The following is a 24,410-nucleotide window of genomic DNA, read 5'->3' on the forward strand; positions in this document are numbered from 1 at the left end:
GCCGCATGTCCAGCTATCTCTTCACCTCCGAGTCGGTCTCCGAAGGCCACCCGGACAAGATCGCCGACCAGATCTCCGACGCCGTCCTCGACGCCATCCTGGCCCAGGACAAGCGCGCCCGCGTAGCCTGCGAGACGCTGGTGAAGACCGGCGCGGCGATCGTGGCCGGCGAGGTCACCACCAGTGCCTGGGTGGACATCGAGGGCCTGGCCCGCTCGGTGATCAACGAGATCGGCTACAACAACTCCGACGTCGGCTTCGACGGCCACACCTGCGCGATCATCAACATGCTCGGCAAGCAGTCGCCGGACATCGCCGCCGGCGTGGACCGCAGGAAGCCGGAGGAACAGGGTGCCGGCGACCAGGGCCTGATGTTCGGCTACGCCTGCAACGAGGCCCCGGAATTCATGCCGGCGCCGATCTACTACTCGCACCGCCTGGTCGAGCAGCAGGCCAAGGTGCGCAAGAAGAAGAACTCGCCGCTGCCGTGGCTGCGCCCGGACGCCAAGTCGCAGGTCACCCTGCGCTACGACAACGAGCACAAGGTCGTCGGCCTGGACGCGGTGGTGCTGTCGACCCAGCACGACCCGGGCGTGAAGCAGAAGGACCTGGTCGAGGGCGTGTACGAGCACATCCTCAAGCCGGTGCTGCCGAAGAAGTGGCTGGAGTCGCTGCCGAAGAAGAAGGTGCACATCAACCCGACCGGGATCTTCGTGATCGGCGGCCCGGTGGGCGACTGCGGCCTGACCGGCCGCAAGATCATCGTCGACAGCTACGGCGGCATGGCCCGCCACGGCGGCGGCGCGTTCTCGGGCAAGGATCCGTCGAAGGTGGACCGTTCGGCCGCCTACGCCGCGCGCTACGTGGCCAAGAACATCGTCGCCGCCGGCCTGGCCGACAAGTGCGAAGTGCAGGTCTCCTACGCCATCGGCGTGGCCGAGCCGACCTCGATCTCGGTGACCACTTTCGGCACCGGCCGCATCAGCGACGACAAGATCGAGAAGCTGATCCGCAAGCACTTCGACCTGCGCCCGTACGGCATCGTCAAGATGCTCGACCTGATCCACCCGGTGTACCAGGCCACCGCCGCCTACGGCCATTTCGGCCGCAAGCCGCAGCAGGTCAGCTACACCGACGGCGCCGGCAAGAAGCAGACCGCCACCGCCTTCTCCTGGGAGAAGACCGACCGGGCCGAGGCGCTGCGGGCGGATGCGAAGCTGAAGTGACGGCCTGGCGCGCCCGCGCAACGCGCGGGCGCCTTTGCCAAGCAGTCATCCCCGCGGAGGCGGGAAGCGCTTTACAGCAGCCGGATGGCTGATCATCCAGTGACTTCAGGACGGGCCGCGCAAGCGGCCCGTCTGCTTTTTGGCCCCACGCCGGAGTAAAACCCGCCACCCGACCGCCCTTGTAGGAGCTGACTTCAGTCGGCGACTCGACGCCCTCGGCACAGGCGACGCCTCCATGATCCCGACGCCCGTGTCGCCGACTGAAGTCAGCTCCTACAGAAAACCGTCATAGCCAAGGCACGCGATTGCCCGCACTCACCCCGTGTTCTGCACACCCTGCGACACGCCGTTGACGCTGGCCACCAGCGCGCGCAGCAGCGCCTCGTCCTCGCGCCCGCTGGCGCGCCAGCGCTCGAGCAGGTCGGCCTGCAGCACGCTGATCGGGTCCACGTACGGGTTGCGCAGGCGGATCGACAGCGCCAGGCGCTGGTCGTGCTGCAGCAGGAACTCGTTGCCGTTCAGGCGCAGCACCCACTCGCGCGTCAGCGCATGCTCGGCCTCGATCCGCGGGAAGAACTCGCCGTGCAGTTCCTGGCCGGCCAGCCGCGAGAACATCCCGGCGATGCCCATGTCGCCCTTGGCCAGGACCATCGATACGTCGTCGAGCAGGGTCTTGAAGAACGGCCAGTCGCGGCCCATCTCGCGCAGCGCGTCCTCGCCGTATTCGTCCACCGCCGCCTGCAGGCCGCTGCCGACGCCGTACCAGCCCGGCACCACCGCACGCGCCTGGCTCCAGGCGAACACCCACGGGATCGCGCGCAGGTTGGACAGCGCCGCATCCTGGCCCAGCCGCCGCGACGGCCGCGAGCCCAAGGTCATGCGCTCGATCACGTCGATCGGCGTGGCACTGCGGAAGTAGTCCATGAACCGCGGCGCGCCGACCAGGCCGCGGTAGGCGCGGCTGCTGGCCTCGGACACGGTCGCCATCACCTCGCGCCACCGTTCCTCGCGTGGCTCGGCCTCGCGCGGGCGGATGCTCGACACCAGCACCGCGCCGGTGGCCTGCTCCAGCGAACGCAGCGCCAGCGCGCGGATGCCGAACTTGCGGTGGATCGCCTCGCCCTGCTCGGTCACGCGCAGGCGGCCGTCGACGCTGCCGCGCGGCGAGGCGTCGACCGCGCGGGTGGTCTTGCTGCCGCCGCGGCTGAGCGAACCGCCGCGGCCATGGAAGAAGGTCAGCCGGATGCCCAGTTCCTCGGCCGCCTGCATCAGCTCGACCTGGGCCCGCTGCAGGCCCCAGCGCGAGGCGGCGATGCCGCCGTCCTTGCCGCTGTCCGAATAGCCCAGCATCACCATCTGCACGTTGCCGCGCGCGGCCAGGTGCTGGCGGTAGACCGGGTCGGCGAACAGGTCGCGCAGCGTGTCCGGGCCGTGGCGCAGGTCTTCCACGGTCTCGAACAGTGGAGCGATGTCCAGCGGGACGTGCCCCTTCGAAGCCGGCCCCTTCGCGGCCGGGTCGTCGGTTTCGACCAGGCCGCCGCGACGGGCCAGCGCCAGCACGGCCAGCACGTCGGCGCGGCTGCGCGCCATGGAGATGATGTAGGCGCCGAGCGCGTCGGTGCCGTGGCGGCGGCGGGCGTCGCCGAGCGCGGAGAACACCGCGTCCAGGCGCGGGTTGCCCGCTTCTTCGGTCCGCTCCAGCACCCGCTCGCCGCTGGCGTACGGGCCGAGCACGCGGGCCTGCTCGACCGGATCGCGCGATTCCCACTGCTCGTCGCCCAGCGCGGCGGCCACCGCGCGCGCGTGCACGCTCGACTCCTGGCGCACGTCCAGCCGCGCCAGGTGGAAGCCGAAGGTGCGCAGCCGCCACACCAGCCGCCGCACCGAGAACCAGCCGGCGTGCACGCCGCGGTGGTGTTCGAGGCTTTGCCGGATCAGGTCGACGTCGGCGGCGAATTCCTGCGGCGAGGCGTAGCCCTCGGCGCGGTCCTCCAGCGTGGCCCGCAGGCGGGCGCCCATCAGGTCGATCAGCAGCCGGTACGGCATGTCGGCGTGGCGCGGCCGCGCCTGCGCCGCGGCGGCCGGCAGCAGCGTCCGGTAGCGTTCCACCTGTGCCAGCACCTCCGGGTCGACCTCGACCACGCCGGTCGATTGGGTCAGCACCTGGGTCAGCTGCTGCAACTCGGTCAGGTACTTGCCGAGGATCGCCCGCCGCTGCGCGTCGAGCGTGCTGCGGATGGTGTGCGCGTCGACGTTCGGGTTGCCGTCCATGTCGCCGCCGACCCAGGTGCCGAAGCGCAGCAGCCGCGGCAGCTCGGTGGCGATGCCGAAGCTCTCGCCGATGGCGTGCTCCAGGGTCTCGTAGAACACCGGCATCACCCGGTACAGGACCTCCGTCAGGTAGAAGCCGACGTGCTCGCGCTCGTCCTCCACGCCCGGGCGCACCGGCGAGGAATCGGCGGTCTGCCAGGCCGAGGTCAGTGCCATGCGGAAACGGGCGATGTCGGCGGCGCGCTCGCCGGGCGTACGCCCGCCGTCGAGGTCGTCGACCAGCGCGGCGACCATGATCTGTTCCTTCTCCAGCAGCGCGCGGCGCACCGCCTCGGTCGGGTGCGCGGTGAACACCGGCTCGATGTCGATCCGCTCCAGCCAGTCGAGCAGCTCCCCGGGCGACACGCCCTTGTCCTTCAGCCGGCCCAGCGCTTCATGCAGGCTCTCCGGCTGCGGCTTGCCGGTCTCGGCGCGCTGGTAGTCGCGGCGGCGGCGGATGCGGTGCACGCGCTCGGCGATGTTAACCACCTGGAAATAGGTGCTGAAAGCACGCACCAGCGACTCGGCGTGGGCCGGCTCCAGCCCGTCCAGCAGATCCGACAGCGATTCCATCGAGCCGCCGTTCTGGCGCCGCGCGATCGCGGTGGTGCGCACCCGCTCCACCTCCTCGAGGAAGGCCGGCGAGACCTGCTCGGCGAGCACGTCGCCGACCAGCGCGCCGAGGCGGCGCACGTCGTCGCGCAGCGGAAGGTCCGGTGGAGCGAATTCGAGGTTGCGGGGGGCATTCATCGACGCGCGCGGGTCCAGGTCGGTGGGCAGGCGAACGTTGGAGCTTAGCCGCGTCTTGTGCGATGCGGCAAAAGTTTCAGGAGTATCGAACGACGTGATGCTGCCGAAGCGCCGGGCTTTTTTCGCAGGCGCAGCCACGCCAGGCTCTCTGCAGGAGCCCGGCTTGCTGGCGACACGGGCGTCGGAAACACGAAGGCGTCGCCTGGGCCAACGGCGTCGTGTCGCGGTCATGCCCGCTCCTACAAGAGCCGTACGCTGGTCGTCCTGTGAACGGAGCCACGACCTGGAAGCGCCCGAAGACGTGGCAGGCCGGGTGTGTTGCGGCAGCGGCCAGGGATGGCCGCGTCGGCGAGTCGGCACACGGATGTGCCGCCGAGACGACCGCAACACACCCGGCCTGCCGCGGCTCAGCCCGAAGCCGACCACGCCAATCGCTCTTGCCGTTGCCGTTGCCATCAGGGCGCGGCCCTGTCCCCTCGGATCGGCGAAGAACCACAACACACGGCCACGGAAACCCGGCGCCCCGAAGGGCGCCGGGCACGGCCTCAATTCGCGGCCTGCGCGCGCTCCGGTGCGGCGCCGCGCACGTGCTGCTGCAGCCAGTCGTCGGTCTCCGCCAGCATGTGCAGGATCGACTCGCGGGCGCGGTAGCCGTGCGACTCGTTGGGCAGCATCACCAGCCGCGCGTTGCCGCCCAGGCCCTTGACCGCCGCGAACATGCGCTCGCTCTGGATCGGGAAGGTGCCGGAGTTGTTGTCCTGCTCGCCGTGGATCAGCAGCAGCGCGTCCTGGATCCGGTCGGCGTAGTTGAACGGCGACATCGCCAGGTAGGTCTCCTGCGCCTGCCAGAAGTTGCGCTCCTCGGACTGGAAGCCGAACGGGGTCAGGGTGCGGTTGTAGGCGCCGCTGCGGGCGATGCCGGCCTTGAACAGGCGGGTGTGGGCCAGCAGGTTGGCGGTCATGAACGCGCCGTAGGAATGGCCGCCGACCGCGACCCGCTGCGGGTCGCCGACGCCACGCCGGGCCAGTTCGTCCACTGCCGCCTGCGCACTGGCGCCGAGCTGGGCGATGTAGCTGTCGTTCGGCTCGGCGTCGCCCTCGCCCACGATCGGCATCGACGGATCATCGAGCACGGCGAAGCCGCGGGCCAGGAACGGCAACGGCCCCCAGTAGCTGATCCGGTTGAAGCGGTACGGCGAGTCGGTGACCTGGCTGGCCGCCTGCGCCGACTTGAACTCCTGCGGGTAGGCCCACATCAGCACCGGCAGCGGGCCGTCGCGCCCGGCGTCGTAGCCGGCCGGCAGGTACAGCGTGCCGGTCAGCTCCACGCCGTCGGCGCGCTTGTAGCGGATCTGCTCCTTGCCCACGTCGCGCAGCTGCGGGGTGGGATGCGGGAAGCGGGTCAGCGCGCGCAGCGGCTCGGCCGCGGCGGCGTCGCGCAGGTAATAGTTGGCCGGCTCGGTCGGTGACTCGCGGGTGGTCAGCAGGCGCCGGCCGCTGTCGTCCAGCAGCGCCTGCGGCGCCTCGTAGTACGGCGCCTGCGAGTGGAACAGGCGCTCGGCCTGGCCGGTGGCCAGGTCGTAGCGGTCGACGAACGGACGGTCGCCCTCGGGCGAGGCACCCTCGCCGATCAGGAACAGGCTGCCGCCGTCGGCGCTGGTGAGCAGGCGCTGGCGGCCGGCCGCGTCGCTCACGGTGACCGGGGTGCCGGGATCGGCGTAGCGGTCCTCGAACGAACGCTCGACCAGCAGCTGCGGCGCCTGCGCCGGCTGGTCCGGGCGGATGCGCCAGGTCCGGGTCTGGCGCGTCTTCCACCAGTACTCGTCCAGCAGCGCCAGGTCGCCTCGGCCCCAGGTGACGCCGCGGTAGCGCGAACCCAGCTCGGCCAGCTTCGCCGGCGCGGCGGAGAACGGCGCGGCCTGCAGGAACACCACGTCGCGCACCACCGTCTCGCGCGCCGGGTCGCCGCCGTCCTGGGCCTCGGCCCAGACCAGGGTGGCGGGCGCGTCGCTGCGCCAGGAAACCGAACGCACTCCGGTCGGCACCGCATCGTTACCGGTCGGCAGGCCTTCCACCAGCGGCAACCGGGCGATGGTATGCGCGACCCGTCCGGAAGCAGCGTCGAGCACCTCGATCACCCGCGGGAAGCGCGACAGCGGCGCCAGGTACGAGAACGGACGCTCGACCCGCTGCGCCAGCACGTAGCGGCCGTCCGGCGACGGCGAAGTCGCCGTGTACAGCGCCGGCGCGCCGAAGCGCACAACCTTGCCCTGCAGGTCGACCCGCGCCGGCTGCGACACCAGGTAGTGCTCCAGGGTCAGCGCGTCGTTCTCGTTGCGCAGCAGGTCCTGGAAGGTGCGCACCGAACGCACGCCGGCACCGGCTTCGGTCTGCTGCACGCTGGGACCGGTCGGCACCGCGTCCGGCGGCGGCAGCGGGCCCGGGTTGGCGGCCTGCAGGCGCACCAGCAGGCCACGGCTGTCGGGCAGCCAGCCGTAGCCGCCACCGGCGATGGTGTTGAGTTGGGCGACCAGGCGCCGTGCGCTTCCGGCGGCCACGTCGACCAGCCACAACTCGTTGGCGCCGCTGGCGCGATCGATGCGGTTGAACGCCAGCCAGCGCTGGTCGGGCGACCAGCTGGCGCCGGCCAGGCCGAGCGGCTGCGGCAGCCCGGCGATGCGCCGTTCGGCGCCGCTGGCCACGTCCATCAGCCACAGGTCGCTGCCGAACACGAACTGGCTGGGCGCGTGCACGCGCGGGTGGAAGCGCAGGCCGGCCAGCTTCAGCTCGGGCTGGGCGACCACGTCGATCCCGGGCAGGTCCGGCATCTGCACCAGCGCGGCCAGGTCGCGGCGCGGCGACAGGGTCAGCTGCGGCGCGCGCGGCGCGTCGACGATCGCGCGCAGTTCCGGCACCGGCTCGCGGTAGCTGGCGGCGCCCGCTGCGGCCTGGGCAGCGGCGGCCTGCGGCCACCCGGCCCAGGCCAGCGCGGCGCAGGCCAGCAGCGGCAGCGTGGTCCAGGCGCCGGGACGCGGACGACGGTGGCGTTGCGGGTGCCGGACGTGGCGGCCGGCAGCGGCGGGCATCGGTACGGATACGTGCATTGTCGGTTTCTTCCCCGGAGGCGACCTGTCTGGATACCACGTCCCGCCGGCGACCGACCCGTGACGAAAGTCCCGCCGGCAGCGACGCCGGACCCGATTCATCCTTTGATCCGGATGACCCGATATAATGCGCGACGCCCGCCGAGGGGCGCTGCGACCGTGGACCGGGCGGGACTTCCGCCGGAACCCGCACCGAGGTGCGGAGCTTTCCGATCCACGGCCAGGCTCGGCATGGCACACCCTAGCGACAACGGCGCCCGGCGAAAGCGAGACCCCGTCTCGCCATTGACCCGGAGCACACGCATGAACGCCGTAGCCAAGACCCTGACGTCCACTCCTGGCGACTACAAGGTCGCCGACATCTCCCTGGCCGACTGGGGCCGCAAGGAGATCGACATCGCCGAGCACGAGATGCCCGGCCTGATGTCCATCCGCCGCAAGTACGCCGCCGCGCAACCGCTCAATGGCGTGCGCGTGACCGGCTCGCTGCACATGACCATCCAGACCGCGGTGCTGATCGAGACCCTGAAGGACGTCGGCGCCGACGTGCGCTGGGCCTCGTGCAACATCTTCTCGACCCAGGACCACGCCGCCGCCGCGATCGCCGCCACCGGCACCCCGGTGTTCGCCTGGAAGGGCGAGACCCTGGAGGAGTACTGGGACTGCACCCTGGACGCGCTGACCTTCACCCTGGCCGACGGCACCCTGACCGGCCCGGAGCTGGTGGTGGACGACGGCGGCGACGTGACCCTGCTGATCCACAAGGGCTACGAGCTGGAGAACGGCAGCGACTGGGTGAACACCGCCTCGGGCAGCCACGAGGAGCAGGTGATCAAGAACCTGCTCAAGCGCGTGGCCAAGGAGCGCCCGGGCTACTGGGCCCGCGTGGTCGCCGACTGGCGCGGCGTGTCCGAGGAGACCACCACCGGCGTGCACCGCCTGTACCAGCTGGCCGAGGCCGGCACCCTGCTGGTCCCGGCGATCAACGTCAACGACTCGGTGACCAAGTCCAAGTTCGACAACCTGTACGGCTGCCGCGAGTCGCTGGCCGACGGCCTCAAGCGCGCGATGGACGTGATGCTGGCCGGCAAGGTCGCCGTGGTCTGCGGCTACGGCGACGTGGGCAAGGGCTCGGCGCACTCGCTGCGCGCTTACGGCGCCCGCGTGGTGGTCACCGAGATCGATCCGATCTGCGCGCTGCAGGCGGCGATGGAGGGCTTCGAGGTCGCCCCCATCGAGGACACCCTGGGCCGGGGCGACATCTACGTCACCACCACCGGCAACAAGGACATCATCACCCTTGAGCACATGAAGGCGATGAAGGACCAGGCCATCGTCTGCAACATCGGCCACTTCGACAACGAGATCCAGGTCGATGCGCTGTACGCCTCCGGCGCGGTGAAGACCAACATCAAGCCGCAGGTGGACAAGTTCACCTTCGCCAATGGCAACAGCATCTTCCTGCTGGCCGAGGGCCGGCTGGTGAACCTAGGCTGCGCCACCGGCCACCCCAGCTTCGTGATGTCCAACTCGTTCTCGAACCAGACCCTGGCCCAGATCGACCTGTGGGCGAACAAGGACGCGTACGAGAAGACCGTGTACCGCCTGCCGAAGAAGCTGGACGAGGAAGTGGCGCGCCTGCACCTGGAGAAGATCGGGGTCAAGCTGACCAGGCTGACGCAGGAACAGGCCGACTACCTCGGCGTGCCGGTGGACGGCCCGTACAAGCCGGAGCACTACCGCTACTGAGCGGTTCCGGCATCGAAGCGGGAAACGGAACGGGCGCCGAAGGGCGCCCGTTCCTGTTCCGGCCGGCAGATGCGGGAGGCGGCTGGTTGTCGCGTGCCGCGGATTTCCGCCGACGGCCGGGTGCCGCTCAGCCTGCGCTGGTGGCGGGCGCCGGCTGTGCGGCTTCGCGGTCCGGAGGCTGCGCGTGCCCGGCACCCTCCGGATCCGGCGCCGTCTTCATCGCGATCGAGCGGATGGCGTCGGTCACGCCGGCCAGCGGCACGCGCTCGGCCAGCCGCCGGAAGGTGTCGCGGCTGTCGTAACCAGACCCGTCCTTGAGGTACATGTCGTACATGGACAGCAGCTCCCCGCAGGCCGCGGCGAGCCCGCGCTGGCTGCCGGCGGCCAGCGCCTTCCCGACCCGGTCGAAGGCGTGCAGGCAATCCGAGAGCCAGAGCAGGTCGTAGCGGGCCTTGTTCGGCTCCGGGCCATGGTGGCCGCGGGTGTAGGCGCTGTAGTGCCTGATCGCCACCGCCACGCGCGCGACGTGCTCGAACAGCGTGCCGACCTCCCCGGAGATGTCGAGGCTGTCGACCACGACCGTCGGCAGCGGCCGCTCCGCCTGCGCCTGGTCCCGGGCCTCGAGCGACCGCCTGAGCTCGGCGTGCTCGCGCTGCAGGGCATCGAACCGGGCCGCGACCGCGGCGGCCTTGTCCTCCAGGCGGCGCAGGGCGGCGCGATAGCGTGCGTTGCGTTCCTGGGTCTCGGCATGCTCCTGACGCTCGCGGCGCAGGCGCCTGCCCAGGCCGGCCGCCAGCAGGGTGGCTGCAATGGCCCAGCCAGCGAGGATCGCCATAAGGACGAGCGGGAAAATGTTCATTCGGCTCGGAGGGGAGTGGACGGACGGTGGCGTGTCCCCTGGTGGACGATGCGCGCCGGGCGGCACCCAGCGGACCGGGAGACCATGACTAGATCGGCCGGCCCGGGAATATCCTGAGCCCGCACCGCATGCGGCGCGGCGACCGGGTCAAGGCCGCCAGTTGGCGTTGTTCTCCCAGAACTCGACGCTGCGCCGGTAGGCCTCGCGGTCCAGCGGCACGCCCGAGCCACCCTCCTCCACGCCCAGCGCGTTGCGCATCATGGTGACCGGCGCCATCGGGATCTCCTCCGGCAGCGCGGTGTACAGGCAGCCGACCACGCCCCAGTCGGCCTCGATCGGCGAGCCTTCCGCCGCCAGCTGCCCGCGGCTGTAGAGGATGACGACCAGATAGTCGGCGACCGGCGGCTCCACGCCCTCGAACCAGCGCACGAGCACCGGCAACTCCTGCTTCGTGCGCGCCTCGTAGGCGGAACGCAGCCGGTGCCGGTTGGCGTCGGTGACCGGCACGGTCAGGCAGCGGGTGGCGGTCCAGTTGCGGTGCACGTGCAGCTTGCAGAACGGCGCATAGCCGTCGAGCACCTTCAGCGGCGCATGCTCGTTGAGGTAGCGCTCGAATTCATCCGGCGTGCAGTCCTGGATGGTGTTGCCGCGCGGTTGCCGCGGGAACAGGCGGGCACGGGCGAAGGGGGTGAGGAAGATCGACATGCGGGAGGCGGGCCGTGGCGTCGGGCGAGTCTAGCGGCGGGCGGGCGCGCCACGCACGCCCAAGACTCCGACCAGCCCACGATCCACGACCGGATCATGCCCGCGACCGCGGGGGTCAGGCGGACCGGCGCCGCCCGGGCCCACGCCCGGATATGCGCCTCCAACTTCACATCCATCGCGATAAAGAGATATTATCCCGGCACCGTCCGCCCGACCCGCCGCGATGACCCCGCTCAGCTTCGAGTTCTACCCCCCCAAGACCGACGAGCAGCGCGCCCAGCTCGACCGTGCCGCAGCGAAGCTGAGGCCGTACGCCCCCGATTACGTGTCCTGCACCTTCGGCGCCGGCGGCTCGACCCTGAGCTACACCTCCGAGACGGTGCGCCACCTCAACCAGCACCATGGCTTCGAGGCCGCGCCGCACCTGTCCTGCGTCGGCGGCAACCGCGAGGAGATCCGCGAACTGCTCAAGCTCTACCGCGCGATCGGCTGTCGCCGCATCGTCGCCCTGCGCGGCGACCTGCCCTCGGGCATGGGCCATCCCGGTGACCTGCGCTATGCCGCCGAGCTGGTCGAACTGATCCGCGCCGAGCACGGCGACCGCTTCCGCATCGAGGTGGCCGCCTACCCGGAGACCCATCCCCAGGCCGAGGACGCCCTGGCCGACCTGCGCCACTTCAAGGCCAAGGTCGAGGCCGGCGCCGACGCGGCGATCACCCAGTACTTCTACAACGCCGACGCCTACTTCCGCTTCGTCAACGACGTGCGCCGGCTCGGCGTGGACATCCCGATCGTGCCCGGGATCATGCCGATTTCCAATTTCGCCCAGCTGCGCCGCTTCTCCGAGGCCTGCGGTGCGGAGATCCCGCGCTGGATCGGCAAGCGCATGCAGGCCTTCGGCGACGACGCGGCGGCGGTGCGCGAGTTCGGCGCCGACGTGGTCGCCGACCTGTGCCGCCAGCTGGTCGCGGGCGGCGCGCCCGGCCTGCACTTCTACACCCTGAACCTGGCCAAGCCGACCGAGGCCGTGCTGGCCAGGCTGTGACGGGGGCGCTTCTCGCGGCCGCCCGCTCCGGCTAGGCTGCGGCCGCATGTGCCGCTTCCTGCTGCTCCTGTCCGGAACCCTGCTGGTGAGCCTGCCCGCTTCGGCGCACGCGCAGCCGGTGCAGCGCTGCATCGGGCCGGACGGTCGCGCCGTCTACACCGACCGCCGCTGCGACGACATCGGCGCGGTCGAACGCCTGCCCCCTGCCGCCGCCGGCGAGGGCCCGCGGCTGTTCCGCGGCGGTTGCCCGCACCTGCTCAGCCAGCTGGTCGGCGAGATCGGCGCGGCGATCCAGGGCCGCGACGTCAACCGGCTGGCCAGCGTCTACGACTGGAGCGGCGTGTCCAATGCCTCCGCCGGGCGGCTGCTCGACCGGCTCGAAGGCATCGTGCAACGGCCGCTGGTGGACATCGCGCCGGTCTATGGCGGCGACGTGGGCGTCGCCGCTGCGACCGGCCCGGCGCCCGCCCCCATGGCCGCGGCGCCAGCGGACGACAGCCCGCCGCCTACCGGACCGGACGCCTGGATGCCGAGCTGGAGCGGCCGGATGCGCAGTGCCGTTCCGGCCGACGGTGCGGATGCCGTTGCCGATGCCGGCCCCGACGCCGGCACGCTGCCCGCACCGCCACCGGCACCCGCCCGGCCGCGGCCGGTGGCGCTGCGCATCGAACAGACCCTGGCCGGCGGCACCACGCCCACGCGCACGGTGTTCGGCCTGCGGCGCCACTACGGCTGCTTCTGGATCACTTTGTAGGAGCCGGGTTCAGCCGGCGACACGGGCGTCGGGATCACGAGGGCGTCGCCTGTGCCAACGACGTCGGGTCGCCGGCTGAACCCGGCTCCTACAACAGCAGCGCCAATGCGCTTTCTGTAGGAGCTGACTTCAGTCGGCGACACGGGCGTCGGAAACACAAGGGTGTCGCCTGTGCCAACGCGCGTCGGGTCACCGATGGATCGCCCCTGCACACCCAGGACCGGCCTGCCACCACCGCTTGCGGCAGAATGGCCCCGTCCCCGCACGGAGCAGGCCGATGCAGTTCCCGGAGAAGATCTGGCACAACGGCGCGATCAAGCCCTGGGCCGAGGCCACCACCCACGTGATGGCGCACGCGATCCACTACGGCTCCTCGGTGTTCGAGGGCCTCCGCGCCTACGACACGCCGAACGGCACGGCGATCTTCCGCCTGAGCGACCACAACCGGCGCCTGTTCAATTCAGCGAAGATCTACGACATCGCGATCCCGTACACGCTGGAGCAGATCAACGCCGCCTGCCGCGACATCGTCAAGGCCAACGGCCTGCGCAGCGCCTACCTGCGCCCGGTCGCGTTCCGCGGCGTGGGCAGCGTCGGCATCGCCGCCGAGACGCCGATCGACGTGGCGGTGGCCGCGCTGGACTTCGGCCGTTACCTCGGCGCCGAGGCGCTGGAACAGGGCATCGACGCCTGCGTCTCCAGCTGGCAGCGGTTCGCGCCCAACACCGTGCCGGCCGGGGCCAAGGCCGGCGGCAACTACCTGTCCGGGCAGCTGGTCACGCGCGAGGCGCGCCGGCACGGCTATGGCGAAGGCATCGCGCTGGCCTCGACCGGGCTGCTCAGCGAAGGCGCCGGCGAGAACCTGTTCCTGGTCTTCGACGGCGCGCTGCACACCACGCCGGCCAGCGCCTCGATCCTGGCCGGTATCACACGCGACTCGATCATCAAGCTCGCCCGCGACGCCGGCATCGAAGTGATCGAGCGCGACCTCCCGCGCGAGTACCTGTACCTGTGCGACGAGCTGCTGATGTGCGGCACCGCCGCCGAGATCACCCCGCTGCGCTCGGTCGACGGCAAGCCGGTCGGCGACGGCGCGCCCGGGCCGGTGACGCGGCGTGTGCAGGAGCTGTTCTTCGGCCTGTTCGACGGCAGCACGCCGGACACGCGCGGCTGGCTGGAGTACATCTGAAGCCACGGCACTGCCGCTGCGCATAGAAAGCGGGCGCTGGCCGGACCCCGTGTGCAGGAGCCGGGTTCAGCCGGCGACACGACGCCGTCGGCACAGGCGACGCCTTCGTGGTCCCGACGCCCGTGTCGCCGACTGAAGTCAGCTCCTACAGAAGAGCGGCCGCGCTGTGGCTGTTGTAGGAGCCGGGTTCAGCCGGCGACACGACGCCGTCGGCACAGGCGACGCCCTCGTGGTTCCGACGCCCGTGTCGCCGACTGAAGTCAGCTCCTACAGAAGAGCGGCCGCGCCACGGCTGTTGTAGGAGCCGGGTTCAGCCGGCGACGCGACGCCCTCGGCACAGGCAACGCCCTCGTGGTCCCGACGCCCGTGTCGTCGACTGAAGTCAGCTCCTACAGAAGAGCGGCCGCGCTGTGGCTGATGTAGGAGCCGGGTTCAGCCGGCGACACGACGCCGTCGGCACAGGCGACGCCCCCGTGGTTCCGACGCCCGTGTCGCCGACTGAAGTCAGCTCCTACAGAAGAGCGGCCGCGCTGTGGCTGTTGCAGGGGCCGGGTTCAGCCGGCGACCCGACGCCATCGGCACAGGCGACGCCCCCGTGGTTCCAACGCCCGTGTCGCCGACTGAAGTCAGCTCCTACAGGAGAGCGGCCGCGCTGTGGCTGTTGTAGGAGCCGGGTTCAGCCGGCGACCCGACGCCGTCGGCACAGGCGACGCCCCCACGCCTCAGACACCCGAGCCGCCATGCCGGCTCCTGCAACAGGAAACCACGGCAGCGCCCACGCGAAACACGGCTTCAGGCTTCGGTGCCGTCCGTTTCAACGTCGGCCGGGATCGCGCCGCCGAACGACAGCATCGCCACCACCCCGTGTTCGCCGTCATGGCGCGGCTGGACGCTGACGTCCCAGCCGTACAGGTCGCATAGCCGGCCCACGATCGACAGGCCGATGCCGGCGCCCTGCGAATGCCCGGCATGGGTCCCGCGGTAGCCGCGCTGGAACAGGCGCGCGGCGTCCTCCTCGCTCAGGCCGGGGCCGGTGTCGACCACCTCGACCCCGTTGGGCAGCAGGCGCACCACGATCTCACCCTGCGGGGTGTACTTGACCGCGTTGCCGACCAGGTTGCCCAGAGCCACCGACAGCGCCGCCTCCGGCGCCTCGATCACCAGGCCCTGCTCGCCCTCCATGCGCAATTCCAGCGGCTTGCCGCCGAGCTGGGCACGGTGCGAGTCCAGCAGCTGCTCGGCGACCTTGGCCACGTCGCTGCTGCCCTGGCCGCGCTCGTTGCGCGACAGCAGCAGCAGCGAGCCGATCAGGTCGCTGCACTGCTGCTCGGCGCGCTGGATGCGCTGCAGGCGCGCGCGGGTGCGCTCGTCCAGGTCCGGGCGCGACAGCAGCAGTTCCACCGCGCCCTTGATCACCGCCAGCGGCGTGCGCAGCTCGTGGCTGACGTCGGCGTTGAACTCGCGGTCGCGCTGGACCACTTCGGTCAGGCGCAGGGCGTAGTCGTCCAGTGCCTCGGCCAGCTGGCCGACCTCGTCCTCCGGGAAATGCGCCGCCAGCCGCCGCGGATGGCTGCTGCCGCGGTAGGCGCGCAGGCGCGCGGCCAGTTCGGTCACCGGCCGCATCACCCGCGCCGCCGACCACCAGCCGATCACCAGCGACAGCGCGCTGAACAGCAGGATCGAGACGAACAGCGCGCGCTTGAGCTGGACCTCGCCGCGCATGGTCTGGGTCATGTCGTAGGCGAGGAAGAACCACTCGTCGGGGGTCTTGCGCACCGCCAGCTTGTAGGCGAACGGCTGCCCGACCTCGTCGCGTCCGCTGATGCTGTGGATGCCGTCGGGCAACTCATACCAGTCCGGTTCGTCGCGGCGCAGCTGCTCGAAGCCCTCGCGGGTGACCACCCGGCCGTACATCTGCTGCACCGGCAGCTCCGGCCTGGCGTTACCTGGGTCCAGGTAGAACCGACGCGCGTACTCGTCGATGTTCTTGTTCATCACGTCCTCGACCAGCTGGCTCTCCACGCGCTGGCGCGCGTAGTCGGTCAGGAACGCGAACAGCGCCGTCAGGCCGGTGCCCAGCAGCAGGAACGAGAGGATGATGCGGGTGCGCAGCCGCCGGCGGAAACGCCTGTGCCCGCGCGGGACCGGTGCGGCGCCGTCAGGTGCCGCCATCGGGAGCCGCGATGCGGTAGCCGATGCCATGCCGGGTCTGGATGTAGGGGACGGGGAACGGCTTGTCGACCACGGCGCGCAGGCCGTGGATATGCACGCGCAGCGAATCCGAATCCGGCAGCTCCTCGCCCCAGACCCGGGTTTCCAGTTCCTGGCGGGTAACCACCGCCGGGGAGGCTTCCATCAGCGCCTGCAGGATCTTCAGCGCGGTCGGGTTGAGCTGCAGCAGCCGGCCCTCGCGGCGGACCTCGAGCGTGTCCAGGTTGTATTCCAGGTCGCCGGTGTTGAGCACCCGGGTCTGCACGCCCTTGCCGCGCCGCGACAGCGCGTTGAGCCGGACCTCGACCTCCTGCAGCGCGAACGGCTTGATCAGGTAGTCGTCGGCGCCGGAGTCGAAGCCGGCCAGCTTGTTCTCCAGGCTGTCGCGCGCGGTGAGCATCAGCACCGGGGTCTGCTTGCGCGCCTCGTTGCGCAGCTTGCGGCAGACCTCGATCCCATCCATGCCCGGCAGGTTCAGGTCGAGCACGATCGCATCGAAGTCGTGGACCACGGCCAGGTGCAGCCCGGTCACGCCGTCGGCGGCGAAGTCCACGGTGTGGCCGCGATCCTCGAGGTAGTCGCCGAGGTTGGCGGCGATGTCGCTGTTGTCTTCGATGACGAGGATGCGCACGGGTTTCCTCTTAGTTGGCCTGCGGCAGGCCGTAGCCACGCTTGCTCTGCAGCGCGTCGAGCGTCTGTTCACGCATCCGCCGGCGCTCGGCCACAGTCATGCAGTTATTGGTGGGGCGGTGCGACCCGACCCGCTTCTCGCGGATGCAGACCAGGCGGCTGTCCTCGTGCGCCCGGGTCAGCAGGGTATTGATCCTTTCCTGCTCGTTGAATACTTCCACCTTGGCCGCTTCTGACAGCTGGTCGGCCGACTGCGCGTCCCCCAGGAGGCTGGAAATACGGTCCAGCGAAGCGGCCACCTGTTGCCGGTCGGCTGCGGAAATCTCGCTGTAGGTCTTGCCGTCGGCGAGCGCACCGACTATCGCCTGGCGCTGCGCCTCGAACGACCTGCTCAGGTCCAGCCCCTTGTCCGGGGAGAAACCGTTGCCACCGGACTGGACGGTGGCGCCTGCGGCGAGCGGCGCCAGGGCAAGAAGGGAAGCCAGGACCAGCTTGTACATCCAGAACCTCATGGGTGGTGGGATGGCGGGAAGTTCACGGCACGCGGGGCGTGCCGCCTCCCGATTCTGCCTGTCGTTCCGAAGCCGGGCAAACGCCTGCCGCGGATACAAAAAGGCCCAGGCTGGGGAGACCGCCTGGGCCAAAGGATTGCCCCGATTACCGTATCTCGTATGACGACCGGGGCAGGATGGCCCCGGCTGACGAAGGAGCTGCGGTCCGACGGAGCGTAAGCCCGATTCGATTAAAGGGGTGTTAAATCCGCGGGCCCGGATCCAGCCCGGTGTCCGGGGCCTCGAATCATCCTATTGATTTATATAGTTTTTATGAAAGGAAACGTGGTCGATAATGGCGCCGGCCACGTCCACCCCGCACACCCCCTCGACCCCTTCCAGCCCCGGCGTCGAGTTGACCTCCAGCACCAGCGGGCCGCGCGCCGAGCGGATCAGGTCCACGCCGGCCACGCCCAGGCCCAGCGCCTGCGCCGAACGTACCGCCACCGCCTGCTCCTCGGCGCTGGCCTCGGCCGCGAAGCCCTCGCCGCCGCGGTGCAGGTTGGAGCGGAACTCGCCCTCGGCCGCCTGCCGCCGCATCGCCGCCACCACCCGGTCGCCGACCACGAAGCAGCGCAGGTCCGCGCCGCCGGCCTCGGCCACGAACTCCTGGACCAGGAAGCTGGCGTACAACCCGCGCAGGGTCTCGACCACCGCGCGCGAGGCCGATGCCTTCTCGGTCAGCATCACCCCGGCGCCCTGGGTGCCCTCGTTGAGCTTGACCACGTGCGGTGGCGGGCCGAGCAGCGAGAGCAGGTCGGCGGTGTCGTCCGGGTTGTCGCCGAACACGGTGGTCGGCAATCCAATACCCTGCGCGGCCAGCAACTGGTGGCTGCGCAGCTTGTCGCGCGCGCGCAGGATCGCGTCGGACGGGTTGGGGGTGTAGCAGCCCATCAGTTCGAACTGGCGCAGCACCGCGGTGGCGTAGCGGGTGATCGACGCGCCGATCCTGGGGATCACCACGTCGTAGCCGGCCACCGGGCGACCCTTGTAGCGCATGGCGAAGCCGCCGGGCGCGATGCGCATGTAGCAGCGCAGCGGGTCGAGCACGCGCACGCTGTGGCCGCGCGCGCGCGCGGCCTCGACCAGCCGGCGGGTGGAATACAGCGAGGCGTTGCGGGAGAGGATCGCCAGCTTCATCGGCGCGTCACCGGCCGGGGGAGTCCTTGAACGCGAAACGCCGCGGAACGGCTCCGCGGCGTCAGGCGATGGATGGAGCGGGTGATGGGAATCGAACCCACGTTAGCAGCTTGGGAAGCTGCAGTTCTACCATTGAACTACACCCGCGCGGGATCGGCAGTCTATGCGCCGGCGGGGCACCGGCGCAACGCCGCGCGGAGGCGCCGGGCGCGGCGCATCCGCACGGTGGGGCGGCTCAGAAGCTGCCGCCGAGGGTGAGGAACAGGCCGCTGTCGCTGCCGCCCTTCTGGCCGACGGTCGCGCGCGCGCCGAGGTCGGCTTCCAGCCCGAACAGGCCGAAGCGTGCGCCCAGCACCAGCGTGCCGTGGTCGCCGTCGAACTGCGCCGCGGGCACCGCGTACTCCATCCCCGGCAGGGTCTGCAGCTGCGCGAACGCCTCGGCCGGCGCGTCCTCGAACTCGTGGTCCCAGGTCGCGCGCAGGTACGGCTGCCAGCCGCCCGCGTCGTAGCGGGCCTGCCAGCCGAGGCTGCCGACCAGCGAGTCCAGGCTCTGGTCCGGGTAGGCCAGCGCGCTGGAGGACGGGTTGTCCTCGCTGTAGCCGTCCACGTCGATCGTCTGCCAGAGCAGGCCGGCAACCGGACCGTGGCGCAGCGCGCCTTCGCCGAAGTCGTAGCCGCCGTTGACGCCGAAGGCGGTGTTGCTGCCGTCGGCCGAGCCGGCGTGCCGGCGCATCGACGGGCCCATGCGCACGCCGCGGGTCACGTCGTAGTCGAGCGTGGTGTAGCTGAGCTGGGCGTTGACCCAGCTGCGCCCGCCGTACCAGCCGAGGAAGCCGCCGAAGGTGGCGTCGGCCTGGCGGAAGTCGCCACGGTTGCCGCCGAAATCCGCATCCAGGCGGCCATAGCCGAGGAAGCCGCCGGCGACCAGGCCGTCGCCGCTGGCCCAGTCCAGGCCGAACAGGCCCGCCGGCGCCAGGCCGTCGAAGAGGTCGGCATGGTCATGGCGCAGGTAGTCGCCGCGCAGCCCGCCCCACCAGCGCAGGCCCGCCGCTTCCGGCGCCTCTGCCAGGTGGAAGGCCACCTGGTCGGCGCGGCTGCGGCCGACGATCCTGGCCGAGTGCGGCAGGATCCCGATCAGCTGCGGACCTTCCAGCACCGAGATCGCATAGTCGGCCAGGATCGCGTGCGCGGCCGCGCTGGGATGCACGCCGTCGGCGAACAGGTAGGTGCTGGCCGCGTCCGGCGCCACCAGCGAGGACGGATTGCAGGTCAGCGAACTGCCGTCCGGCGGCAGGCAGGCGGTCTGGGTGACATTGCGCAGGCCATAGGTGGCCGGGCTGGCCACCACTTCGCGCAGCATGCTGAAGGTGTCCAGCGGGATCACCCGGTAACCGTTCTGCGCCAGCGCGCCGTACATGGCGGCATTGTAGGTAGTGGCCAGCTGGGTCAGCGCCGCCTGCCCCGCCGGGCCGGCGGCGATCGCGTTGGGGGTGATGCCCATGTCCGGCAGGCTCGGCACCAGGATGTAGCGCGCGCCGGCCGCGTCCAGGGTGCCGACGATCTGGACCACGCCACCGACCGCGGTGGCGATGGTCTGCTGCGGCGGCGCGCCGGCGCCGGCGATCGCGAAGATATCGTTGGCGCCGGTCCACACCGTGTACAGCGTGCCCGGGTCGGCCCTGCCGCCGTTGGCCGCCAGGTAGCGGCCGACCTGGGCCACGGTCGATTCGGCCGCGCCGTTCTGCACCGTCACCCGCGAGCCGCCCTGGGCGTAGTTGTCGCCCCCCTGGTTGGCGGTGCGGCCGTCGCCGTCGTAGCGCTCGGCCACGTACTCGGCCCAGACCCAGGCCGGGTTGGTGGTGAACTTGCCGGTGATCGGGCGCACCGCCGGCGGCAACTGGTTCTGGAAGTGGCCCGAGTCAGTGAGGCTGTCGCCGAAGAACACGGCGCCTTTGAACTCCCCCGCAAGGGCCGGAGCGGCCGCGAGGGCCAGGGCAACGGCGAGAGTCGAGCGGAGTGGGCGGGGAGCGGACATTGAATCTCCTTTGGGGTGGCTTTCGGGGCCATCTGGCCAGACTGCGCCGGACGTACGGCTACGCATGGTTGCCATGGTCCGCCCATACCGATCCGCGTTCACGCTGCGCTGCGGCAAGCGGCCGCGGTCGCGGCGAAGCCTCCGGTGCGACAATGCGCGCATGGACATCGCATTGAACGGGGAGCCGCGCACCCTCCAGGCCGGCACGACGGTGACGGGGCTGCTGCAAGCCGAAGGTCTGGCCGGGCGCCGGGTCGCGGTCGAGGTGAACGGCGAGATCGTGCCGCGCGGAGCGCACGCCGGCCGCGAACTGCATGCCGGCGACGTGGTCGAGATCGTGCACGCCCTGGGCGGTGGCTGAACACCGACCCGGCGGCAGCGCCTCGCACAGGCGAGGCGCCTCTGCACGACGATGCCGTCGGGCGTCGAGGCACCCGCCGGTGCCTCCCGCCAAGCGGCGGTCAGGCGATCAGTACCGCCCGACCACGTTGAGGAAGAAGCCCTGGTGGTCGTAGTCGAAGTTGGTGAGGTCGTCGCTGAAACGGGTGAAGTTGTAGCCGACGCCCACCCGGAAGTTGCGGCCCAGGTCGCGATCCACGCCCGCCAGGAAGCCGGACTTGGCGCCGCCGTCGTCCACGTCCAGCCAGCGGTACTCGCCGAGCGCATGCCATTGCCCGCCGATGTCGTAACGCACCTGGCCGGCGGCAAAGGTGGTGGCGGAATCCGCCCACGCGCCCACCAATCGGCCCATGCGCACCTCGCCTTCGCGTCGCGCCAGCTTGGCGGCGAGCTCCCAGCGGTCGTCGGCCTTGAACACGCCCTCCATCGACAGCACCTGGCTGCGCTGGTCGTAGTCGGCCACGTTGACGCCCTCCTGTGACAACGCGGACACGTCGTACAGGTAGGTGTAGCGGCCGAACATCGCCCAGCGGGTGCCGTCCCACGGACGCCAGGCGAAACCGAGATTGCCCTCCACGAACTTCGCGCCCGCGGCGGCCAGCAACTCGTCACGGGTGCGCGAATAGTTGAGCCGCCCGGCGATGCGGAAGCTCTCGCTGAGCTTGTGGGCCAGGCGGTTGCTGCTCACCCATTGCTCGCGCCGTTCGGCGCCGGTGTCGCGCCGCCATTCCAGCTTGCTCTGCCACTGGGTGGCGTTGGAGGTGCGGCCGCCATTGACGCTGACCGCCTCGCGATCCACGCCTCCCACTGTCGTGTCCAGCTCGGCCTGTTGCAAGGTGAAGCCCATGTTCCAGCCCAGGGCCGGGTAGAAATCCATGCCGAAGGTACGCGCCAGCCCGGATTCGCTGGGGGATTTCAGCCACTGGCTCTCGTTGTACAGGTTGACCTGGTTGGACAGCCGCCAGCGCTGGCCGATGGTCCAGCCTCCGTCGGCACGGTTGTTGAAAAGCGGGTCGTACGGGCTGCGGTCGGTGCTGTGGGTGTAGGCCGTATAGATCGAATGCTCCGTGCCCAGCCGGTACTCGGCGTTGACCTGGGCCGCGTCGCCGCGATCGCCGTGCGTGGCTTCCGCACCCACGCTGGACAGGTTGCCGAACAGGTACTTGCCGCCCGCGGTGACCGCGTCGTTGTCGGCATAGCGTCCGCCGTCGTCATCCAACGTCTTCTGCGCGGTGCCATACAGTTCCACGCTGGAACCGAAGCGCTGCTTGTACTGCAGGGCGGCCAACACCCCCGCGGCGGCGCCGCTGGCGCGCTGCTCCTCGACCCGGCGAAGTTCGGCGCCGAGGGTGGAGAAATCGCTCACCCGCCATTCCGCGGTGGCCTGGGCCTGGGTCAGCGCTTCGGGCCCGCGCTCGGTACGGCTGTAGCGGGTGTAGAGATTGAAGCCGGGCGAGAACTGGCCCAGCACTTCCGCGCCGTACTCCTCGACGTCCTGGCCGATGTCGAAACGCGACACGGAGAAACCGGCATCGACCTGCCGCCACCAGGCGCCCGCCGACCAGTCCAGCTCGGTCCAGCCCTGCTCCCTGAAGTTGGCGCGCGCCTCCACCGCGCGGGCATCGCCCTTGCGCGCGGCCGACACCGGATTGATGCGGGTGAAGCTCAGGCCGCCATTGCTGGAGAAGAACACCGGCGCGCTGGTGGACTCGGTGCGGCTGTGCTCGAGCTTGAGGTAGGTGCCGTTCCCCGCCTGCAGGGTGAGGTCCGCTCCGGCCAGGGTGTAGTCGTCGCCGGCCCGGTTCTCGTCGACATAGGTACCGCCGATGGCGACATGGTCGCCGAACCAGTGCTTGCCACGCACGCCGGCGGCCACGTCGTCGGCGTCGAAGCCCTGCGGCACGTACTCGTAGTCCACCAGCAACACCTGCGACAGGCCGTCGAGCGGCATGTCACGGGTCAGCGAAGGCACGTTCTCGCGGGTCACCACCGCCAGCGGGCGGGTCAGCAGGATGCGGCCCTGCATGGCGTCGATTTCATAGTCGGCGCCTTCGACCAGGTCGACGCGCTGCTCGGTACGTCCGGTGGTCGGGTCGCGCACTTCCAGCACCACGCGTTCCGAACCCGGCAACACGTCGGTGTGCCTGAGGTAGTACAGGCTGCCGCCGGTGCCCAGGAATTCGCTGTGGCCGGGCGCGGTCTGCGCCTCCGAGCCGAACACCTTCAGCTGGCTGCCCGCCTCGCCCAGCACGGTGCTGCGCCGGCTGCGCCAGCCCAGCGCGCCGCCGTACAGCGAGCGCGAGTACTGGCCGTACTCGGTGCCGGTGACGCCGGTGTTGAAGTTGCCCCACAACGCCTGGCTCTTGTCCCAATCCACCCGCACGTACAGGCGCCCCATCGTGTCGATGTCGCGGTAGGTGCTGGAATCGTCGCCATAGACCGGGTAGTACCGGTCGGGGTCGAGACGGCGGAATATGTCCTGCGGATCGGCTTTCCAGAACCCGCTGAACAGGTTGCCGACCTCGCGCTCCTGGGTGTCGGCCTGCGCGGTGACCAGATACTTGCCGCGCACCTTGCCCTTCAGGTAGAAGGCCAGGCGGCCATCGACCACCAAGTCCCTCTCGAAATGGTCGTCGCCCGCCAGCGGCTCGATGGAGCCGGATACGCTGTTGCCGGACAGGGTGAAATCCGCCAACGCCATCGCGAACATGTACTTGCCGCTGACATCGACATCCAGCGTGCGCGTGACCGGCGCGGACAGGCCGTGGCCGTTCATCTCGATCTCGAAGCGATGCTGCCCCACCGGCTCCAGGAACTCGGCGACCAGCTTGCGCTCGGTGTCCAGCGGGAAGCTGCGCCCGTTGATGCGGACACTGGCGTTGTCCGGCAGGTTGTGCCCCTGGATGCGGATGCGCGAGCCGTAGACCGGGATGTTCTGCACGCGCAGGCCGTTGCCGTCGAACACGTCGTCGACCAGGCTGCGCGCTTCGGCCTCGTCGCTGCCCAAGCTCTGGCCCAGCTTGCGCTCGGTGGCGCTGCGCAGGGCCTGGCCGCCACGCTGGGCTTCGTCCGGCGCTACCAGCTGCATGCGGCGCGGCCAGGTTTCGTCGAACGCGCCATCCGCGCCCCAGGCGCGCACGACGTAAAGCAGCTCGTCGCCCGCGCGCACCCTGGCATCGGCCGGTAGCACGCCATCCCACTCGACGTCGGCCACCGCCGCCACCGGCAGCGGGATCGTGGCCAGTGGCGCAACCAGATCACTGTCGTTGGCGCGGAACACCCGCACCTCGGCTCGTTCGATGAACGCACTGTAGTTGCTGTAACTGAAGAAGCGTACCGGCCTAGTGATGCGGCTGCCGTCGAACGCGACCAGCGAGGTGGCCGAGACATCCAGCTGCGGCTGGCCCAGGTTGGGATCCTCGGTGGCCCACACCACCCCGCCGCCCGGCATCTGCACCGACCACTTGCCAACCGCCACGGCCTTGCCCGGCTGCACGGCTTCCACCGTCACCCGGCGATCGGACTGCAGTGCCTGCGTCGTTTCCGGCGCTTCCACGGTCTGCGGTTGCCGTTTGCCGCGCGTGCGCACCTGCATCAGCAGCTCGCCCTGCGCGGCCACGCAGCCTGCGCTGGTGCAGTCGACGCCGGCGGCATCGGCAGTCTGCTCCTGCGCAACGGCCGCTTGCATGACCAGGGCGGACAGGATGCCAATCAGGGCGCAGTCCAGCGCTTTCATCTTCATCGTCGTCTTCA

16 protein-coding genes, 1 tRNA gene and 1 riboswitch are annotated in these 24,410 nt (G+C 70.5%); of the genes, 6 read left to right on the top strand and 11 right to left on the bottom strand.

Going from position 1 to position 24,410, the window contains the following annotated elements; genetic code table 11:
* Window positions 1-5 precede the first annotated feature (5 nt).
* Entirely contained in the window at window positions 6-1,226 is a 1,221-nt protein-coding gene (gene metK, locus WQ53_RS04640; RefSeq protein ID WP_052630875.1) for a methionine adenosyltransferase, read from the top strand.
* 315 nt (window positions 1,227-1,541) lie between these two features.
* Here the strand turns inward: metK and ppc are convergent, their stop codons facing one another.
* Entirely contained in the window at window positions 1,542-4,286 is a 2,745-nt protein-coding gene (ppc, locus tag WQ53_RS04645) for a phosphoenolpyruvate carboxylase (RefSeq protein WP_052630876.1), read from the bottom strand.
* Between the two features lie 545 nt (window positions 4,287-4,831).
* Window positions 4,832-7,390, bottom strand: coding sequence for a prolyl oligopeptidase family serine peptidase (locus WQ53_RS04650; RefSeq protein ID WP_236685904.1), 2,559 nt, complete (start codon window positions 7,388-7,390; stop codon window positions 4,832-4,834).
* Between the two features lie 137 nt (window positions 7,391-7,527).
* Window positions 7,528-7,656: riboswitch (S-adenosyl-L-homocysteine riboswitch) on the top strand.
* A 37-nt stretch (window positions 7,657-7,693) separates the two neighbouring features.
* Between WQ53_RS04650 and ahcY the strand changes: the two genes are divergently transcribed.
* Entirely contained in the window at window positions 7,694-9,139 is a 1,446-nt protein-coding gene (gene ahcY, locus WQ53_RS04655) for an adenosylhomocysteinase (RefSeq protein ID WP_052630878.1), read from the top strand.
* 127 nt (window positions 9,140-9,266) lie between these two features.
* On the opposite strand, the gene WQ53_RS04660 is transcribed toward ahcY, so the two are convergent.
* Together WQ53_RS04660 and WQ53_RS04665 are read right to left on the bottom strand one after the other, a co-directional pair.
* Window positions 9,267-9,998 carry a hypothetical protein gene (locus WQ53_RS04660; protein ID WP_052630880.1) on the bottom strand — a complete coding sequence of 244 codons (732 nt, stop codon included), beginning with the start codon at window positions 9,996-9,998 and terminating at the stop codon, window positions 9,267-9,269.
* A 147-nt stretch (window positions 9,999-10,145) separates the two neighbouring features.
* A complete protein-coding gene (locus WQ53_RS04665) occupies window positions 10,146-10,703 on the bottom strand; it encodes a DUF3228 family protein (protein ID WP_052630882.1) in 558 nt (185 codons plus the stop codon).
* A gap of 223 nt (window positions 10,704-10,926) precedes the next feature.
* Between WQ53_RS04665 and metF the strand changes: the two genes are divergently transcribed.
* The 3 genes from metF to WQ53_RS04680 all read left to right on the top strand — a co-directional run bounded on the left by metF (window position 10,927) and on the right by WQ53_RS04680 (window position 13,691).
* Complete coding sequence (gene metF, locus WQ53_RS04670) at window positions 10,927-11,748, top strand: methylenetetrahydrofolate reductase [NAD(P)H] (protein ID WP_052630885.1); 822 nt, start codon at window positions 10,927-10,929, stop codon at window positions 11,746-11,748.
* A gap of 46 nt (window positions 11,749-11,794) precedes the next feature.
* Window positions 11,795-12,502 carry a hypothetical protein gene (locus WQ53_RS04675; RefSeq protein WP_052630888.1) on the top strand — a complete coding sequence of 236 codons (708 nt, stop codon included), beginning with the start codon at window positions 11,795-11,797 and terminating at the stop codon, window positions 12,500-12,502.
* 277 nt (window positions 12,503-12,779) lie between these two features.
* Complete coding sequence (locus WQ53_RS04680; protein WP_052630891.1) at window positions 12,780-13,691, top strand: branched-chain amino acid transaminase; 912 nt, start codon at window positions 12,780-12,782, stop codon at window positions 13,689-13,691.
* A 792-nt stretch (window positions 13,692-14,483) separates the two neighbouring features.
* Here WQ53_RS04680 and WQ53_RS04685 read toward each other — a convergent pair.
* The 6 genes from WQ53_RS04685 to WQ53_RS04710 all read right to left on the bottom strand — a co-directional run bounded on the left by WQ53_RS04685 (window position 14,484) and on the right by WQ53_RS04710 (window position 20,258).
* Window positions 14,484-15,863: a sensor histidine kinase gene (locus WQ53_RS04685; RefSeq protein WP_052630894.1), complete on the bottom strand. Its 1,380-nt coding sequence runs from the start codon at window positions 15,861-15,863 to the stop codon at window positions 14,484-14,486.
* A complete protein-coding gene (locus WQ53_RS04690; protein WP_052630896.1) occupies window positions 15,850-16,533 on the bottom strand; it encodes a response regulator transcription factor in 684 nt (227 codons plus the stop codon). Before WQ53_RS04690 ends, WQ53_RS04685 begins: the two co-directional genes overlap by 14 nt.
* A gap of 10 nt (window positions 16,534-16,543) precedes the next feature.
* Window positions 16,544-17,032 (bottom strand): hypothetical protein, encoded by a 489-nt coding sequence (locus WQ53_RS04695; RefSeq protein WP_201774027.1) that lies wholly within the window; start codon window positions 17,030-17,032, stop codon window positions 16,544-16,546.
* Between the two features lie 303 nt (window positions 17,033-17,335).
* Window positions 17,336-18,223 carry a 30S ribosomal protein S6--L-glutamate ligase gene (gene rimK / locus WQ53_RS04700; RefSeq protein WP_052630899.1) on the bottom strand — a complete coding sequence of 296 codons (888 nt, stop codon included), beginning with the start codon at window positions 18,221-18,223 and terminating at the stop codon, window positions 17,336-17,338.
* A gap of 73 nt (window positions 18,224-18,296) precedes the next feature.
* Window positions 18,297-18,370: transfer RNA gene (locus WQ53_RS04705), tRNA-Gly, on the bottom strand.
* Between the two features lie 88 nt (window positions 18,371-18,458).
* Window positions 18,459-20,258 (bottom strand): autotransporter domain-containing esterase, encoded by a 1,800-nt coding sequence (locus tag WQ53_RS04710; RefSeq protein WP_052630902.1) that lies wholly within the window; start codon window positions 20,256-20,258, stop codon window positions 18,459-18,461.
* 160 nt (window positions 20,259-20,418) lie between these two features.
* On the opposite strand from WQ53_RS04710, the gene thiS reads away from it, so the two are divergent.
* Entirely contained in the window at window positions 20,419-20,619 is a 201-nt protein-coding gene (gene thiS / locus WQ53_RS04715; RefSeq protein ID WP_052630904.1) for a sulfur carrier protein ThiS, read from the top strand.
* A 108-nt stretch (window positions 20,620-20,727) separates the two neighbouring features.
* On the opposite strand, the gene WQ53_RS04720 is transcribed toward thiS, so the two are convergent.
* On the bottom strand, window positions 20,728-24,399 hold the full coding sequence (locus WQ53_RS04720; protein WP_052633922.1) for a hypothetical protein: 3,672 nt from the start codon (window positions 24,397-24,399) through the stop codon (window positions 20,728-20,730).
* Window positions 24,400-24,410: the final 11 nt, after the last annotated feature.

Origin of the sequence: Pseudoxanthomonas suwonensis (genome assembly GCF_000972865.1) — a bacterium.
Lineage (GTDB): Bacteria > Pseudomonadota > Gammaproteobacteria > Xanthomonadales > Xanthomonadaceae > Pseudoxanthomonas > Pseudoxanthomonas suwonensis_B.